Below are 17452 nucleotides of genomic sequence, written 5' to 3' on the forward strand. Positions count from 1 at the left end.
GATTCTTGTATGGGACGTATTCTTAAAAAAGTATTCAAATATGGACCTGTCATCTATCCAGTCATTAAAAAGTTCATGCGGAAAAGAAGAGGGAAATATTGACGCGTGCTGAAGTTCAGCACGTGTTTTTTTCTATTTATGGTAGAATGTACCTTACATAAAATTATGAATTTTTATAGAATAAGGCTATGTAAAATGGTGTTATGAATTGTGATCAGTGAAGAATATCGTAGTATTGAATAAGAGCCTGGAATGAAAAAGGAGAAATGCATATGAATCGCTGGGACTCTACACCGGTGATCCGTTTCTTGGGAGGGCGGAAGCTGTTATACATATTAGGAGTTTTTTTCCTCATCGGCTTGAACCTTCTCGTCTACACACAGTTGGATTTCATCTTTAAACCACTCGTTGTTTTTGTGGAAACGGTAGCGTTACCGATCATTTTGTCAGTGGTCGTATACTATCTGCTACGGCCAATCATCAACTTAATGGAGTCATGGAAGATAAAGCGTATATGGGCCATTTTGATAACATTGTTGGTTGTGATCGGTCTGATAACGTTGTTGATTGTTCTAATCATTCCATTTTTGGAAAAGCAGTTCGTCAGTCTCGCTGAGGAACTTCCAAGATATTTACGTGATTTAATCAACACAGCAGATCAGTGGCTCCGAGATTCCGTATTCGGAGAGTACTATAGTAATTTATTTCAAGATGTGAACGGAGTTTTAAATCAACTTCCTGATCTGCCTAGTTATGCAGCCCAGACGATTGAGGGGATAACGGGATTCATTACGACTTTGACCAATGTAGTCGTGGCACTCGTTACTCTGCCATTCATCCTTTTTTACCTGCTGAAGGACGGGCACAAACTGCCAAATAAAATCGTCAGTCTCTTTCCTCCAAAAGCAAGGTCCCAAGTAATCAGTGTATTCAAGGGAATTGACCATCAATTAAGTGCATATATCCAAGGGCAGATCATCGTCAGTTTCTGCATCGGGGTGATGATGTATATCGGCTTTTTGATCATTGGTCTCGACTATGCTTTGTTGTTGGCTGCCATAGCCAGTGTGACTAGCGTTGTTCCTTATTTAGGACCAATGATAGCCATTACACCAGCGTTGATCATTGCTATTGTCACCTCCCCTTTCATGGTTTTGAAGCTGGCTTTTGTATGGACAGTCGTACAATTGCTTGAAGGGAAATTCATTTCCCCTCAAATAATGGGCAAAAGCTTGCATATCCATCCTGTCACCATCATTTTCGTGTTGCTGACGGCAGGGCATTTATATGGAATCATAGGTATTATCCTGGCTATTCCTGGGTTTGCCATATTAAAGGTTTTGGTCTCCCACGTCTTTTATTGGATGCAGAGAAGATATAACAAGTTTGTCGAAGTTGAAGATCAATATCAAATTGACCAGGAATAAGTAAGGCAGAGGTTTTATGACCTCTGCCTTTTCATGTTTTCATTTGGCTGATATAGATATTCGGAGCGACTTCGACTTCGTCTACCGTATCGAATCCATGCTTTTTATATAAATTCACGGCCGGAGTGTTCTTAGAGCCTGTATGAACGATGAAGGTGTGATCGGGGTACTGCTTTTTCAAATAGGTGAGGAGACAGTCGGCAATCCCTTTTCTGAAATGGTCAGGATCGACCATCATTCGGTAAATGTCAATTTCCTCATTTTCATCTTTATAAGAGACGACGCCTACCAACTCATCATCTTTAAAATATCCTAAAAACGTTTCATTCGAGTTCTGGATGGTTTCCACACTTTCCTTAAGGGGAGGGAGGTCTTGAAAATCGATCAAGTCCGCTTCTATTTGATAAGACCGATACTGCATCTTATATATGATTTCAGCCGTTTCTCTTCTTGAAGGCTGAAGGGTACGAATAGGCATATGGTCTATCCTTTCATATTTAAAATTACTGTGTATATTTCCTCTTCTATTTTAACAGAAGGAGGAATGTTGCCAATACATCTAGAAGTGGGAGACGTGGAATGAAAGGATGGATACAATGATTAAAGGTTTATATGAAGCTCATCTACCAGTAAGCAACCTGGATGAGTCCATTGAATTTTACGGAAAACTCGGGCTTGAGTTCGATCATAAAGTTGAAGACCAAATCGCTTTTTTATGGATTGAAAAAGGGAAGAGCTGGTTAGGGTTATGGAATTCTGATCGTGTCGATCTCCCTTACCATCCCTCTATAAGACATATCGCTTTTGAAGTATCTTATGAAGATTTGAAACAATCTGTAGAATGGTTGAAAGAAAAAGGGATGAAACCTAGAAAGGCTTTCGGTTTTGAACCGGATCAACCGTTCGTCATTCCTCATGATTCTTATGCTCATGCCAAAATACATTTCAACGATCCGGACGGCAACAGTTTGGAATTGATCAGTAAAATTGAAAATAAAAAGAACGTTCAGGAAAAAATGTATGTATCAGACTGGGAAAAGTTCAATAAAGAATAATGAACAGATAAGGCGTCCAACCGGATAGGTGGACGCCTTTAGTGATTTTACTAGTCAAACTATCTATTGAATCGTCGATAAAACACTGAGCTCGAGTCGGTTGAAGGATTCCGATACTGCTTTGTTAATCGTGATTCTCCTGACATTTGCCGGTACAGTTTTTCTATACGATCCAGTATGTCAAAAAGGAAAGCAGTAAAGAAGTGATGAGCAGCAAGAGCATAGGCTTCCATGCTTTCTGTCTCAAATCACGCAAGCTTACATTCAAGCCGAGTCCTACCATTGCCATTGTAAGCAGAAATGAGGTGAGGAAAGATACTCCTTCCATCACAGGTGTGGGTATGACTACCAGGTTTCCGTTAACATAACTTCCGAAAAGGCTCATGAGAATGAAGCCGACAAGAAACCATGGGTAAGCAATCGTATGATCACCTTGGCTTTTTGAGCTTTTTCTCATTATGGCGATCAAAACCAGACTAAGGGGAACCAGCAAAAAGACTCGTCCCAGCTTTCCTAACAAAGCCATTCCAAGTCCATCATCTCCAGCTGCAGCACCCGCGAGAGCGACATGAGCGACTTCATGCAGGCTGAGTCCCACCCACATCCCATAAGCTTCAGCATCTACTGGAAGCCAAGGTCTGATTATCGTGTAACCGATCGCGAACACAGTACCTACAATGGAAATGATGCCGGCACTGATAGCTGTATCTTCTTCTTTTGCTTTTAAAATCGGTGATACGGCTGCAATAGCGGAGGCGCCGCATACACCTGTACCGATACCGAGCAGCATAGATAAGGACTCATCCGCCTTGAAGAGGCGGGCAAGAATCATCATGAGACCGATCGCAAACAATATGACAAGCAGGTCCCGAACTAACAAAGGCAGGCCTTCATTCCATATTACATTCATATTAAGCTTCAAACCGAATAAAATAATGGCCAATCGAAGTAATTTTTTTGCTGAAAATTGAATGCCACTATGGATTTTTTCTGGATAACCGAAAAAGTGACGGTAAAGTACTGCTGATAAAATGGCTGCAGCTAAAGGGCCGACTTTATCGGCCAAGGGTAGTTGAGCAACCATGAATCCAACTGAAGCGATGAAGGCTGTAAGTGCAATTCCTGGAAATAAGGAACGCCATAGGGCAGGTTTCATAGGTGTAATCACGTCTTTCTATCTATTTTCACTGTACTTACTATACGAGTGCAGTTAAGATTAGTAAAATAAAAGATTATAATCTCAATCATTAATAATTTTAATAATAAGGATGATCAGTGTGGATTTCGAAGCCTTGAAGACATTTGTAACCGTAGTAGACCAGAAAAGCTTTACCAAGGCATCCAAAATATTGAGTCTTTCTCAGCCTACCGTCAGTTTTCATATTAAAAATCTAGAAGACTATTACGATACGACGTTAATTGACCGTTCTCCAAAGCGATTCATTGTCACTCAAACGGGAGAACTCGTCTACCAGCGGGCCAGGCAGGTTTTAAGGATGATGGAAACGACCAGGTCAGAAGTTTTGGAGTACCACAATCACTTACGGGGTTCAGTTCATATTGGTGCAAGCTATACCGTCGGAGAATACATTCTTCCTTCTCTGCTGAAACAGTATGATGAATTATATCCAGGCATTGATATCAAAGTGGAAATCGCCAACTCTGAACGAATTAATCAAGGGTTGCAGAATCATGATTTGGATTTAGGTCTGGTTGAAGGAAAAGTCAGCCATAAAGGGTTACACTCCACGCCCTTTTTGGAAGACGAAATGGTCATCATTGCTCCGAAAAACCATTCGTTACAACACCTCACCTCTTCAACTGTAGATGATTTGCAGCATTTGACCTGGGTGACAAGAGAGTCAGGCTCAGGAACAGGAGCGATGTTTGATACGATGTTGCATTCTTATAACATCAGACCTGAAAAAGTGATTACAATCGGGAGCAACCATGGCGTCGTACAGGCAGTAAAAGAAGGGATCGGATTATCACTCCTATCCAAAACCGTCGTTCGCCACACCGGAGCAGAACAGTTAAGGGTACACCTACCTTTCATGTCCCCCATGAAACGGTATTTTTCGCTTGTGGTTCAGGAAAATGATGAGGAAATATCTAAGAACGCCAAGGTTTTTATAGAACTTTTAGAGCAAATTTCCCATTTTAAATTGTCATAGAATCGTATGATTTTTTATTCAGAATATTTGGTATGATAGAAACTGAGGAGAAAAGGGGTGTCTTGTAATTGGAGATCCGCCGTTTTTCAGAAAAAGATATCGAGGAAGTTCTCAGAATGATTCAGGAGACGATTCATTCCATCAATGGACAGGATTATTCCTTTAGGGAAAGGGAAGTGTGGGCTGGAAGCTTCACCGATGTACAGCAGTGGACCAAACGGATCCAGTCGTCTGAAGCCTTCGTTGCAAAAAGCGGAGGTCGGATCGTAGGTATTGTAAATTTACAGCCTCCAGATATGGTGGACCTGCTTTATGTCCATAAAGATTTACAACGGCAAGGGATAGCACGGTCATTATTAAATGTTGTGGAACAATTCGCTTCTAAAAACAAGGCTTTGGTTTTACACACAGAATCGAGTGTGACAGCTTATCCTTTCTTCAAGTCGCAAGGATTCAGAATCATAGGCGAACAAAGCAAATCCGTTCAAGGTATAACGATGAAAAACATACGAATGTGTAAAAAACTGCATAGTTGAGCATCTTATAGGGTATCGTGCATTATAAATAAAATTTGAAACGTTTTCAGGGTTCTGTTCGTATTTAGGTTAGACAACAGCCTATTACATGCGCGAGCAAATACTTATGCACATTGAGGTGAAACAATGAAGAGCCTAGACCAGATTGTCGAATATTTGAAGACGCTGGGAGTGGAAGTGGAGAAGGTATATAAAGCACCTAGAGAAGAGACGAGATAGCAGGAGAGTTCACAAATTTATATATGTCGGATACTAACTTGGAAAGGTATGTTCTAAAAAGAAACATACCTTTTTTGTTTATATATCTGATAGGCTTAATTGAATCAGGCATGGTTCTCGAAATATCAAATGATAGTCTTGAGGCTGATAGAGGAGGAGTAAAAATCAATCAAGAAAGAAAGTTAATTGAAATCATTCATGACAAACCTTACATACAGGAATTATTCGATGCTGCAGACACTTGTTTTTCGGAAGCATATATAGGTGCTGGAGTGATTACTCAAACCATATGGAACACTCATCATGGATACTCGCCGACATACGGAATTGGAGATGCAGATCTCATCTATTTCGACCCTTCAGAAACGGTGAGGGATGAGAAAATAAAAGAAGAAAAAGTAAGGAATTTATTAACCGATCACCCCTTCCCGGTGGATTTAACCAATCAGGCTCTCGTCCATCAATGGTATAAAGAAAAGTTTGGGGTAGAACCCTCGCCTTACACGTCGATTGAACAGGCAGTCGGCACCTGGCCCACTACAGCATCGGCAATTGCGGTGAAAAGAGACGGAGATACCTACCACGTAATTGCTCCTTTTGGTTTAAACGATTTATTTGATTTGGTCGTGCGCCCTAATAAACGATTAGTTAATGAAGAAATATATATTGAAAAAGCAATGAAGTGGAAGTCCTATTGGCCTGAATTGGTAATAAAACCTTGGTAAATCTACGGTTTTAAGTTGTCATTTCTTTCGGATTCATTTTATTATAATAGTAAAGAATCCATATATAAAAGGGGATTGGGGTTATGAACGACGTTTACTTTCAAAAGTTGGAAGAAATACAAAAGAATGAATTCATAAAAGCGGCTATAGATTGTGTGGGGGCTGGAGTGGTCATCACAGACCCTGAACAGGAAGATAATCCGATGATTTATTGCAATCGAGGGTTTGAAGAGTTGACCGGTTACGACTCAGAGGAAATCTTAGGCCGGAATTGTCGATTTTTACAAGGGGAAGAAACCTCTTCAAAAGTTGTTTCAAAAATAAAGGCGGGCCTGGAAGATTATCATCCTGTATTTGTGGAGATAAGAAATTACAGAAAAGATGGGACGCCATTCTGGAATGAACTTCAAATCTTCCCGGTTTTCATCGAAAACATGGATCAAACGTATTTCGTGGGTGTGCAGCGGGACGTGACGAAAAGACGTGAACAAGAAGATTTGATGGGACATTACCTCAATGAAGTCAAGCGTCTTTCGACTCCGATTGTTCCTGTAGAAGATGATATCTCTATACTTCCTCTTATTGGAACGGTAGATGATGATCGAATACATGATATGCTGGAGACGGTCAGTCATCATGTGAAAGAAACAAAGGAAGATTACATGATTATGGATATGTCTGCCATACATTCTTATAATGAAGCGATACATATGGGGATTTACCAATTGTATCAACTGCTTAAACTTATGGGTACGCAGTTGATCATCACAGGAGTGAAACCATCTCTGGCTATGCAGAGTACTCCTTACGCCAATTTCAGTGATCTACCATTAAAAACTTATACAACGGTAAAACAAGCTCTTAAAGCGATCCATTAATTTTTTTCCGAGCCTGAAAAGGTTCGGAATTTTTTATGGATGAGATTTCTTATGCGATCCCCCGCTCGTTGAAACCTCATGGTTAGACTGATGGAAATCTTCATATCATCCGGCTTATGATGATATGAAAAGATGCTTGCGAATGTTCATTAAGGGTACATTAAGAAGTAGCCGAGCATAGCATTGGATAAAATCCGAGTGCATATGTATGATTTAAACAAAAGTATTGAACGGGAGTGAGTGGACGTGGGAGATGCCTTGCAACCTTGGATAAAAAATGATCGCCAAAAACGATTGTTCGAAAAGGCAGTACGAATTTCTCAGGAGGCGCGGGACCATATAAAAGAAACCGACAGGGATGCCGTTTTTTCTTACAAAACATTAAAAGTGATCAAGCAGGAAAAGTATCCCTCCTTGACGCTGCCGGCCGATACTGGAGGAGAGGATCTATCCTTATATGAATTTCTTTTACTTCAGGAGAAAATAGCAGAAGGGGATGGCTCTGTCGCACTATCGATAGGCTGGCACCTAGGTGTACTTATGGAGCTTTCGGAAGACAATCTCTGGAATGATGTTCAGTTTGAGCGGCTCGCCAAGGAAGTGGCAGAAGATCAGAAAGTTGTCAATCGCGCGGCGACAGAACCTGCGACGGGGAGTCCGACCAGAGGAGGAATTCCTGAAACGAAAGCCGTACGAAACGGCGGTCAATATATCCTGGATGGAAGAAAAACTTTTACTTCCATGGCAGAACATCTGGATTATTATATTGTCTCTGCTTATGTAGAAGACCTTCAGGAAGTAGGCTGGTTTTTAGTCGACCGTCATCAGCCGGGCGTTTCCGTCGAAAAAACGTGGGACACCCTCGGGATGCGCGGAACCGCCAGTGATGATCTTGTATTGAATCAAGTAGAACTGAACGAAGAAGATTTGGTGGAAGTGAAGTCGAAGAGGAAATCCCTGCCTAAGGGATGGCTTCTTCATATCCCGGCGTGTTATTTAGGGATTGCCGTTGCAGCACGTAACGATGCCATTGAATTCGCTAAAAATTTTCAGCCTAACAGTTTGGACACCCCGATCTCAGAGGTCAATCATATTCAAGATAAAATTGGAGAGATGGAGTGGAAGTTGCTGCAAGCTCATTCTTTCTTATATGGAACCGCGAGGAAATGGGACGAGGAACCTGATCATAGGCACTTAATGGAAGAGGAATTAGCTGCGGTGAAGCTTGCGGTTACGAATACAGCAAGCGAAGTTGTCGACTTGGCGATGAGAATTGCTGGAGGACGTGGTCTTTCCAAGGCATTTTTATTTGAAAAGTATTACCGTGACGTCCGGGCTGGATTGAATAATCCCCCTATGGATGATGCGGTCGTAAGTATGCTGGCGAAAAAAGCTCTATCATGAAAAAAAGATGGGATGAGGACATCCCATCTTTTTTCTATTACTGTTCAGCAAGTAAGTCTGCATAAGCTTTTGCGTATGGAGGCAGATCAGGCGGACGTCTCGCAGAAACGATGTGACCGTCTACAACGACTGCTTCGTCCACCCAGGTGGCTCCTGCATTCATCATATCGTCCTTGATTCCAGGCGTGCTCGTAACTTTACGACCTTGTATAATATCCGCGCTGATCAACACCCAGCCTGCGTGACAGATTTGTCCGATGGGCTTATGGTTGTCGTCCATGTGGCGGACCATTTGGATTACTGAATCATAACGTCTCAGCTTGTCCGGAGACCAACCTCCTGGAACAAGGATGCCATCATATTCAGCAGGGTCAATCTGGTCGAAAGAATAGTCTGATTTGGCAGGAACACCATACTTACCTGGATATTCTACGCCGGCTTCTTCTCCCACTAAGTGTACGACTGCTCCTTCTTCCTGAAGTCTCATCAGGGGGTACCATAGCTCCAGGTCTTCAAAGTCTTTGCTGACAAGAGCGATGACTTTCTTGTTTTCTAAACGCATAAACAACCTCCTTCATTCATTCTCTTACTCAATTTTATCAGACACGTTTGCTTGATACGAATGTTTAGAAACAGCTAATACCCACCAGATGAGCAAAGGCTGGAATAAAGGCCGCAGCCATAAGACAGCGAGTGGTGTTTCATTGCTCCATGGAGCGGGCACTCCATGAATAGCGGCATATATATTGGCCGGCAGTACGAGTAGTAAAAAAGCAGACGTAGCGAATCCGGCCGCTCTTCTCGTTTGGGGGAAAATGAGAAGAAGAGCGAGCAGCCATTCCGTTATCCCTGTAATGTAAACGAGTTCCAGTTTCAACGGGACCCATTCAGGGAGCATTTCTGCATAACCTCGATCGTAAATGAAATGGGTGACTCCAGCGGTGAAAAAAGAAATGGAGAACAAATAGAGCCCCAGTAGTCGGATGATTTTCAAAAAAACACGTCCTTAACAAAAATCGTTTCAAGTACTTGAGAATAGGAAAGTAATCAGTAAAGGGTTCTCAAATTCTATAGTAATGAATCCTAGGTCTGATGTCATTTATAAATTATCCGTTATAATGATTTTAAGTAAAATACATTTCATCTTATTTTCGTTCAGAAGGGGTCGTTCGTTATGAAAAAGAAATTCAGTCTTTTGATTGTGCTCATGGTTTTGACGGCAGTCTTTATAAGTTCTGGAACAGCTTTGGCATCGCAAGGGGATAAAGGAATCAATGAAAAGCTTGGTCTTCCGATCGTCGTTTATGGAGAAGCTTTATCTGATTCGCAAAAAAATGAAGTAGCCGGGCTTTTGGAAGTCGACAAACATGAAGAAATTGATGAGTTTACAGTCAATGGCCGGGATTTAGCTGATTACATCGGTGGAAACCCCAACTCAAACATGTATTCTTCAGTCAAAATCCTTCATAAGGATAATGGAAAAGGATTGAACATAGAAATCGTCACACCTGATCAAATAACTGAAGTGACTAAAGAAATGTACGCGAACGCTTTATTGACAGCTGGAGTAGAGAATGCCGATGTATTTGTAGCATCTTCCGTAAAAGTAAGTGGTCATTCTGCTCTCACGGGCATTTATAAAGCGTACGATGCGAAAGGCGTAAAACTTGATCAAGGACGGATGAAAGTTGCGAGTGAAGAGTTGGATGTAGCGACATCCATAGCTGAAAAAGAAGGCATTGATCAGGCCGAGATCAGTGAATTACTGACGGAGATCAAGAAAGCGATCGCTGAACAAAATCCAGCTACAAAAGAAGAAATAGAAAAAATCGTCCAGGAACAGCTGCAGGCACTGAACATTGAATTATCCCCTGAAGATCGTCAGCGCCTGGTGGATTTGTTTGAACAGATGCGCAGTTTGAATATTGATTTCGACCAGGTGAAAAATCAGTTGAATGACTTGACCGGGAAGTTGGAGAAACTCATCAATGATGAAGGATTCTGGAACAACCTTCAATCGTCTGTACAAAAATTTTTCCAATCGTTGAGTGATTTTATTTCTTCACTACTTAAATAAATATGAGTACCTGCCTCAGTTTGTCCAACATTATGGGTGAACTGAGGCTTTTTATGTATGGGTTCATGTTTACATATTTGAAGGCTTTTCGGAAAAACTAGGGTATGAAAATTCGTTAGTGAGGGATGGTCATGCCTTATTATACAGGTGAACATGGAAAACGATTATTTTACGAGGAGAAGGGAAACGGAAATGTCCTCGTTTTCATACACCCGCCTGGGATGGGGCGGAAAGTGTTCAGAGAGCAGCACAAGCTGTCGCACAAATATCGGGTGATTCTTCCGGATTTGAGCGGGAATGGGGATTCAGAAACCGTGACGAAAGCTCCGGACATCAGCTTTTATGCGAGGGAAATCATTGATTTAATGGACTATCTGGATGTGAAGGATGCAGTGATGGTCGGTTACTCTTGTGGAGGAATGATTGCTCAAGAGGTTTCTTTGACTTTTCCTGATCGAGTGAAAGCACTTATTCTGGCCGGCGGTTTTCCGAAGGTCGCGACTGGAGGACTTCGCTTTGAATTTTTATCAGGAATGGAATGGGTGAAGAAAAGTCCTGAAACTTTGGCGAAATTGTTGAGCCACTCCCACTTTTCGGATGTGGAAATTAAAAGGGAATTGAATGAACACATGGCTAAATCCGACCCTGATGCATGGTACGAATTCTATAACCGAGCCTTCCACTTTGATTGCAGCAGACGGCTGGCAAACTTGCAAATTCCACTTTTGGTCATGTATGGAAGTAAAGAGTTCTGGATCAATCCACATTCGAAATATTACCGGAAGTGTCCAGATGCCACCTTAGTTCTGATAGAAAAAGCGTATCATCAGATTCCTGCAACCAATTGGGAAATGTTCAACGGAACGATCGATCGATTTTTGGAAGAAAGGTGTCTGGTATAAAAAAAGAGAGCTTTTAAAAAGCTCTCTTTTCTTAATTTTCATCCCTTGTGTAGAAGGACTGGCCCACTTTTCTTGAATAGGATACATCGGTGACTTTAATTTGTATGTTTTCTGCATCCTCAATGAGTTTTGGTTTCACGTCAAGCTTAGTGTGATTCCCCCAGGAAACGGAAGGAGGAGAGGAATCAGATTTTCCATTGTCACTTGTTATGTGGATCGTTTCAGCCGGATAGCCGTTTTTCTGTTCTGAAGGAGAGGGAAAACCTGATAGTATAATATCCTGATCATGATTTTCAGGTTCATAGGTGAGATGGACACCGAACCTGTTGGAAGGGTCATTCGAGATTTTATTCAGTTTAACATTGGTTCCTTCAACTTCCACCACCGTTTTATTTACGTGGATATATCTTTCCTCTAGATCATAATCACTCAAGTCAAGATTGAAAGTATATGAAGTGTCTCCCCTGAATTGAATTCTTGCCACCCGCAGTTCTACTTCGTCCGGCACTTTTGAGAAGGAATCATGAATCGTCATTTCATAAACGTTCTTTCTTTCCGGCACTGGTTTTAAATAAGGAACCACCGGAAGCCTTTCTCCATCAGCACCTAGAAGATCACCTTCAATAGCTTGAATGGACTTCTTAGAATCTCCTTCGACTTTGACCATTAAAGTGGTCTTATCCAAACCTAAAGAAAGGGACAAAGGCTTAAGTCGGATTTTATCAGTCTCATAAGTACCCGTGAATTCATACTCTTTCAGTTTGTGATCTACAGGTTGGTATTGGTATTGGACAGCAACAGAATCTGATGAGTACACCTTACCACCGATGTTAAGGTTCATTGTGGTTGGTATGGTTTGATTGAAAGGTTCGAATGGCTCCCATTGATCCTGGCTTACTTCATCCAGAGGTTTATGGGCAGGTACAACCCTTGCCACTGTATACAACCGATTATTGAATAACATCCCTTTTGGCTGATGGACGATTCTTCCATGCATGCTTTTACGGTCATTGTTATTCGTTTCATTCCATACCAAGGACTCTAACATAGGGATGGGCTGCATTCGTGAATTCTCGTTTTCTTCAATGAGTGCAGAAAGGTCGATGCTGTAAAAGAGATAGATACGTTTTCCGGTATGCCAAACATTATTGATTTGAACCCTCCCGTCCCGATTTTGAATGCGTGCAGATACGTTAGGGGAGGTCATGACCTCTTGCTCTCGAGCGAGGGAATAACCCGGAACTGCTTTTTTGTAAAAGGATTCCACATCTTCTTTGCTGGAAACTTCCCGCCAGGATGCAGGCAGTTCTTCTTTATCCACTGCTTTTGCTTTTCTCATTGGTTTATAATCTTCGCTGAAAGTAAGCTTTCCGTTCCGTTCAGAAGTACTGATATATGTACCGGCTGCCAGCAGCAGCAAAATCAGAGCGATCGATCCCCATTGCCACTTTTTCTTTACGGTCATAAAGTCAACTCATCCTTTTATGTTAAAAAATGTATATATTCAGGATAACAGAAATGGTTACATCGTGTGGAACTCTCCCATATAAAAAGACCCGGCCTCTGCGTCAGAGAACCAGGTCACATTATGAATCCTTATCGGAATAATGGTCCAGAAGAGCATCACCTTCAGAATCATCATCTATTTTTTCATTTTCAGAATGCGGTGGAAATGCTGTGTTATACTTTGAAGGTTTACTGAATGCTTCAGCAATTTCGCTGGAATTCTCTTTTTTCACTCTTTTAGGTTTCCGTTTTGGCATATGAATCACTCCTTCACGATTAATATTCCATCATTAGGGCATAGGTAAACCTGGAAAAAACAGTGAAAATATCATATGAATACTCTTGAAAGGGTGGGAAAATGGCTGAAATTTTAACGGTTTTTGATGAAAACATGAATGTAAAAGGTGAAAAAGATAGGAGCCTCGTTCACTTGGAAGGAGACTGGCATGAAACTTTTCATTGCTGGATTTTTGAAGAGAAAGGAAACGAAACTTTCATTTATTTTCAAAAGCGTGCTGAACACAAAAAAGAATTCCCGGGTTTATTCGACATAACAGCTGCAGGTCATGTAGAAGCAGGTGAAAGCGTGCTATCGGCAGGCGTCAGAGAAGTAAAAGAAGAGTTAGGGACGACGGTAGATGAAAAAGATCTCATTAACATGGGGATTTTTCAGGAAGAGTTGATTTCTTCTACATTGATCGACCGTGAAATCTGTAATGTTTATATGCTTCCGATGTTTGAGAAGCGTGAATTTACCATAGGCGAAGAAGTGACAGACATCATTAAAATTAAACTCCTGGAATGGGAGAGGTTACTCAATGATGATTGTACCTGTATTAACGGAACATCTGTATTAAATGATAAGAAGCTTCCATTACGGAAAGGAGATTTCGTTCCACATGAAGAAAATTATTATAGGTTTATCATCACTCAAATAGCGAAAAATGTCGAAAAACTTTGACAAATGTGCATCTCTCTCTATATAATCATGGATTAATGAGGAAAGAAAGGGAGAAATATAATGGCACATACATCATTTGATACGAAAGTGGTTCACCAAAAGCTTGACCAAAAGGAAGTACATAATAGTAAGAGTACCCCGATATACCAAAGTTCAGCTTTTACGTTTGAAGATTTGGATCACCTTGAAAGTTATTACGAGGGAGACAGTCCTTATCTTTACAGCAGGGAAAAGAATCCGAACACCGAAGAATTAGGAAAGACCATTGCTAACCTTGAAGGGGCGGAAGCGGGTGTCTCAACGTCTTCAGGAATGTCTGCGATCCTTGCCGGGATCCTTGCTGCAGCGAAGCCGGGAGATCACATTGTCGCGGCAGAAGATCTGTATGGCGGTTCCCATAAATTGATTACCAAGGAGCTGGTAAACTTCGGTATAGATGTCAGTATCGTATCTTTCAGAGACTTCGATCAAGTGAAGCATTCCATAAAAGAAAATACGAAGTTGTTATATACGGAATCGATTTCAAATCCATTCTTAAGAGTAGAAGATTTGGAGAAGCTGGTAGAAATTGCGGAAGAATTCAATGTCAAAACGATGGTGGATAATACGTTTGCCACTCCGTATTTACTGCAGCCATGTACTAAAGGGGTGGATTTGGTCGTTCATAGTGCCACCAAGTATATCGGAGGCCACAGCGATGTCACTTCTGGTGTTTTGGTAGGAACAAAAGATCTCATCGATTCGGCCAAACAAAAAATCATTACTCTTGGCGCAAACTTGAGTCCTTTTGAAGCGTGGCTGACACAAAGAGGAGCGAAGACGTTGGGTCTGCGAATGAAACAGCAGTCTCACAATGCTGAATCATTGGCAGCAGCATTGAATTACAATAAGTTGGTCAAAACCGTTTATTACCCTGAATTTGTATCCGATCGTGGAAATGGGGCGATCGTAACCATTGAGTTGGAAGAAACGATCGATATCCCTACGTTCTTCAAATCCTTAGGCTGGATTAAAATTGCACCGACATTGGCTGGAGTAGAAACAACAGTCTCCTATCCGGTACGGACTTCCCACCGTGCCCTTTCACAAGAAGAGCTTGAGAAAATCGGAATCAATGATTCCATCATCCGCTTATCTGTCGGGATCGAGGACGAAAGTGATATCATTGATCAGTTTAAACAGGCGATCCATAAAGCAATTAAATGATCTGATTACAAAAAATCCAAACCTTCGAACTAATGGAGGTTGGATTTTTTTTGCTTTATATATTCTATATCATGGAAGTTATCAAGGTATATAGTAGTATGGAGAGACTTGGAATCATAGCGACTTTTGACGGAGAAAGACTTGATCGATCTGGAGCATATTTTTCAATTGAAATTGTTGTGGTATAATTCTATCTTGGCGAGCTTTTTACACACTCGCACAATACTTGAGGTGATTGAGAACGGTACATTTCGGAACAGTTGAGGCATCAGGAGTTCATTCGATTTCATACACATACAAGCGTTTGTAATCTATGATTCTATGCTTTTTTTAAACAATATATACGAAAGCGTTTTCAATTTAAAACACAGGAGGTCATGCGATGAAGCTAACGACGAAAATATTTATTGGTTTATTTCTCGGTGCAATTGTCGGTCTCGTATTGCACAGTACAGCTCCAGATTTATTCTCCACACTAGATGCTTATCTATTCAGTCCCCTTGGAACGGTGTTCCTGAACTTAATTAAAATGTTGGTCGTTCCTATCGTATTCTTCTCAATCACTTTAGGAACTGCCTCATTGGGAGACCCTAAGAAGCTCGGGCGTATTGGTGGTAAAACCGTCGCGTTTTTCCTCGCGACGACAACAATTGCCATCTCTATAGCTTTATCATTAGCTTATCTGTTCCAGCCGGGGAACATTGATATCGATACATCCGGAGCCGAATTCGAAAGTAAAGAAGCTCCGACAGTGGTCGAAACATTTACGAACATAATTCCGACGAACCCGATTGCGGCTATGACGGATGGAAATATGCTGCAAATCATCGCTTTTTCCATCTTTATCGGATTAGGTCTGGCGATGCTGGGTAAGAAAACGCAGGGGCTTATGGACTTGCTTGAACAAGGAAATGAAATCCTGATGTACCTGGTAAACTTGATTATGCGCTTTGCACCATATGGCGCGTTCGGTTTGCTTGCGTCAGCGATCGGCTCCATGGGTCTGGATGGCGCGCAGGCGATGTTCATGTATATGGTGGTCGTCATCGCGGGGCTGTTCCTTCATGGTGCAATCACCTATAGTGCAGCTGTCAAGTTCCTTGGAAAGAGGAGTCCTATTGCTTTCTTCAAAGGATTCTTCCCGGCTATGACGGTTGCCTTCAGTACATCCAGCAGTAGTTCTACATTACCGGTTTCTATGAAAACAGCTCAAGAAAACCTGAAGGTACCGAAATCGGTCAGTAGTTTCGTGCAGCCTTTAGGGGCTACGATCAATATGGATGGTACAGCTATCATGCAAGGTGTTGCCACTGTATTCATTGCACAAGTGTATAGTGTCGATTTATCCTTTGCTCAGCTGGTCATGGTTGTCCTTACAGCTGTACTGGCTAGTATCGGAACTGCCGGTGTACCGGGAGTAGGTTTGATCATGCTGGCCATGGTCCTCAATCAGGTCAACCTTCCTGTGGAAGGTATCGCCCTGATTATCGGTATCGACCGTCTTCTTGATATGACAAGAACTGCCTTGAATATTACTGGTGATGCAGCATGTGCCGTTGTTGTTTCTGAAACAGAGAAAAAGCACGGATTGGAAAAAGAAGAAAAAGAAGCTATGCACGCATAAACAAGATAGAAGACACCCTTATTCTTAGTGAATAAGGGTGTCTTTTTAATTTGTTAAACACGGATGCTGCGATTGAAAAAGGTTCATGAAAATGATGAAATTTGTTCACAAAGGGAAAGGTAATTTATACTATACTGAAAATAACGTGTATAAATCAGTATGAATAGAGGGAGTTTTATTATGAAGGCAATTCACATCGTACTTATAGCCGTTCTTTCCCTGTTGGCCGCCTGCGGTCAATCGGAAATTGAATCGAATATGGATGAAACCGTCCAGGATTTTGAATTTACCACCCAAGATAATAACACACTAACTAAAAGTGATTTAGAAGGGGAATGGTGGGTTGCGAATACCATTTTCACAAATTGTGAAACGGTCTGCCCTCCGATGACAAGAAACATGTCTATTCTACAGGATAAAGCAGAAGAAAAAGGTTTGGATGTCGAATTCGTTTCATTCAGTATAGACCCAGAGAATGATACTCCTGAAAAACTGAAAGCATTCGGCGATAAACATGATGCCGATTATGAAAATTGGACTTTTGTGACCGGTTATGAATTTGAAAGAATCAAAGAATTCTCTATTAAATCATTTAAAAATTTAGTGGATGAAATACCTGATTCATCACAATTCATGCATGGAACGAGCTTCTTCCTGGTCAACCCTGAGGGGAAAGTTATCAAGAAATACAAAGGAACAAGTAATGAGGAAATGGACAAGATCATAGAAGATTTGGAGAAAGTGCAATAAATCTCCTT

General features: G+C 41.4%; 19 protein-coding genes. 13 read left to right on the forward strand and 6 right to left on the reverse strand.

The window, feature by feature from the left end; all coding sequences use genetic code 11:
- Positions 1 to 272: 272 nt before the first annotated feature.
- Positions 273 to 1427 (forward strand): AI-2E family transporter, encoded by a 1155-nt coding sequence (locus LCL89_RS13360; protein ID WP_224810500.1) that lies wholly within the window; start codon positions 273 to 275, stop codon positions 1425 to 1427.
- A gap of 31 nt (positions 1428 to 1458) precedes the next feature.
- Here the strand turns inward: LCL89_RS13360 and LCL89_RS13365 are convergent, their stop codons facing one another.
- Positions 1459 to 1905, reverse strand: a complete 447-nt coding sequence (locus LCL89_RS13365; protein WP_224810501.1) for a GNAT family N-acetyltransferase — start codon at positions 1903 to 1905, stop codon at positions 1459 to 1461.
- Between the two features lie 118 nt (positions 1906 to 2023).
- Here LCL89_RS13365 and LCL89_RS13370 point away from each other — a divergent pair, with 118 nt between their 5' ends.
- Positions 2024 to 2482: a VOC family protein gene (locus LCL89_RS13370; protein ID WP_224810502.1), complete on the forward strand. Its 459-nt coding sequence runs from the start codon at positions 2024 to 2026 to the stop codon at positions 2480 to 2482.
- Between the two features lie 163 nt (positions 2483 to 2645).
- Here the strand turns inward: LCL89_RS13370 and LCL89_RS13375 are convergent, their stop codons facing one another.
- Positions 2646 to 3638, reverse strand: coding sequence for a YeiH family protein (locus tag LCL89_RS13375; protein WP_224810503.1), 993 nt, complete (start codon positions 3636 to 3638; stop codon positions 2646 to 2648).
- A gap of 121 nt (positions 3639 to 3759) precedes the next feature.
- Between LCL89_RS13375 and LCL89_RS13380 the strand changes: the two genes are divergently transcribed.
- The 5 genes from LCL89_RS13380 (at position 3760) to LCL89_RS13400 (ending at position 8418) form a co-directional block, all read left to right on the forward strand.
- A complete protein-coding gene (locus LCL89_RS13380; protein WP_224810504.1) occupies positions 3760 to 4656 on the forward strand; it encodes a LysR substrate-binding domain-containing protein in 897 nt (298 codons plus the stop codon).
- Positions 4657 to 4724: 68 nt separating this feature from the next.
- Positions 4725 to 5192 carry a GNAT family N-acetyltransferase gene (locus tag LCL89_RS13385; protein WP_224810505.1) on the forward strand — a complete coding sequence of 156 codons (468 nt, stop codon included), beginning with the start codon at positions 4725 to 4727 and terminating at the stop codon, positions 5190 to 5192.
- A 293-nt stretch (positions 5193 to 5485) separates the two neighbouring features.
- Positions 5486 to 6136 (forward strand): nucleotidyltransferase family protein, encoded by a 651-nt coding sequence (locus tag LCL89_RS13390; RefSeq protein ID WP_224810506.1) that lies wholly within the window; start codon positions 5486 to 5488, stop codon positions 6134 to 6136.
- 83 nt (positions 6137 to 6219) lie between these two features.
- Complete coding sequence (locus tag LCL89_RS13395) at positions 6220 to 7014, forward strand: STAS domain-containing protein (RefSeq protein ID WP_224810507.1); 795 nt, start codon at positions 6220 to 6222, stop codon at positions 7012 to 7014.
- 246 nt (positions 7015 to 7260) lie between these two features.
- Positions 7261 to 8418: an acyl-CoA dehydrogenase family protein gene (locus LCL89_RS13400; protein WP_224810508.1), complete on the forward strand. Its 1158-nt coding sequence runs from the start codon at positions 7261 to 7263 to the stop codon at positions 8416 to 8418.
- 37 nt (positions 8419 to 8455) lie between these two features.
- Here the strand turns inward: LCL89_RS13400 and LCL89_RS13405 are convergent, their stop codons facing one another.
- Entirely contained in the window at positions 8456 to 8980 is a 525-nt protein-coding gene (locus LCL89_RS13405) for a type 1 glutamine amidotransferase domain-containing protein (protein ID WP_224810509.1), read from the reverse strand.
- A 24-nt stretch (positions 8981 to 9004) separates the two neighbouring features.
- Entirely contained in the window at positions 9005 to 9412 is a 408-nt protein-coding gene (locus LCL89_RS13410; protein ID WP_224810510.1) for a DoxX family protein, read from the reverse strand.
- A 180-nt stretch (positions 9413 to 9592) separates the two neighbouring features.
- On the opposite strand from LCL89_RS13410, the gene LCL89_RS13415 reads away from it, so the two are divergent.
- Positions 9593 to 10495 carry a DUF1002 domain-containing protein gene (locus LCL89_RS13415; RefSeq protein ID WP_224810511.1) on the forward strand — a complete coding sequence of 301 codons (903 nt, stop codon included), beginning with the start codon at positions 9593 to 9595 and terminating at the stop codon, positions 10493 to 10495.
- 131 nt (positions 10496 to 10626) lie between these two features.
- Positions 10627 to 11397, forward strand: a complete 771-nt coding sequence (locus LCL89_RS13420; protein ID WP_224810512.1) for an alpha/beta fold hydrolase — start codon at positions 10627 to 10629, stop codon at positions 11395 to 11397.
- Positions 11398 to 11428: 31 nt separating this feature from the next.
- Here LCL89_RS13420 and LCL89_RS13425 read toward each other — a convergent pair whose 3' ends face one another.
- Both LCL89_RS13425 and LCL89_RS13430 read right to left on the reverse strand, forming a co-directional pair.
- Positions 11429 to 12862, reverse strand: coding sequence for a hypothetical protein (locus LCL89_RS13425; protein WP_224810513.1), 1434 nt, complete (start codon positions 12860 to 12862; stop codon positions 11429 to 11431).
- Between the two features lie 121 nt (positions 12863 to 12983).
- Complete coding sequence (locus LCL89_RS13430; protein ID WP_224810514.1) at positions 12984 to 13160, reverse strand: hypothetical protein; 177 nt, start codon at positions 13158 to 13160, stop codon at positions 12984 to 12986.
- Between the two features lie 101 nt (positions 13161 to 13261).
- On the opposite strand from LCL89_RS13430, the gene LCL89_RS13435 reads away from it, so the two are divergent.
- The 4 genes from LCL89_RS13435 to LCL89_RS13450 all read left to right on the forward strand — a co-directional run bounded on the left by LCL89_RS13435 (position 13262) and on the right by LCL89_RS13450 (position 17444).
- Positions 13262 to 13864 carry an NUDIX hydrolase gene (locus LCL89_RS13435; protein ID WP_224810515.1) on the forward strand — a complete coding sequence of 201 codons (603 nt, stop codon included), beginning with the start codon at positions 13262 to 13264 and terminating at the stop codon, positions 13862 to 13864.
- A 60-nt stretch (positions 13865 to 13924) separates the two neighbouring features.
- On the forward strand, positions 13925 to 15070 hold the full coding sequence (locus LCL89_RS13440) for a trans-sulfuration enzyme family protein (RefSeq protein ID WP_224810516.1): 1146 nt from the start codon (positions 13925 to 13927) through the stop codon (positions 15068 to 15070).
- Between the two features lie 382 nt (positions 15071 to 15452).
- Positions 15453 to 16694 carry a dicarboxylate/amino acid:cation symporter gene (locus tag LCL89_RS13445; RefSeq protein ID WP_197318273.1) on the forward strand — a complete coding sequence of 414 codons (1242 nt, stop codon included), beginning with the start codon at positions 15453 to 15455 and terminating at the stop codon, positions 16692 to 16694.
- A 180-nt stretch (positions 16695 to 16874) separates the two neighbouring features.
- Positions 16875 to 17444 carry an SCO family protein gene (locus tag LCL89_RS13450; RefSeq protein WP_224810517.1) on the forward strand — a complete coding sequence of 190 codons (570 nt, stop codon included), beginning with the start codon at positions 16875 to 16877 and terminating at the stop codon, positions 17442 to 17444.
- The last annotated feature ends 8 nt before the right edge of the window (positions 17445 to 17452 follow it).

It is taken from the genome of Halobacillus yeomjeoni, from assembly GCF_020171525.1.
GTDB lineage: Bacteria > Bacillota > Bacilli > Bacillales > Halobacillaceae > Halobacillus > Halobacillus yeomjeoni.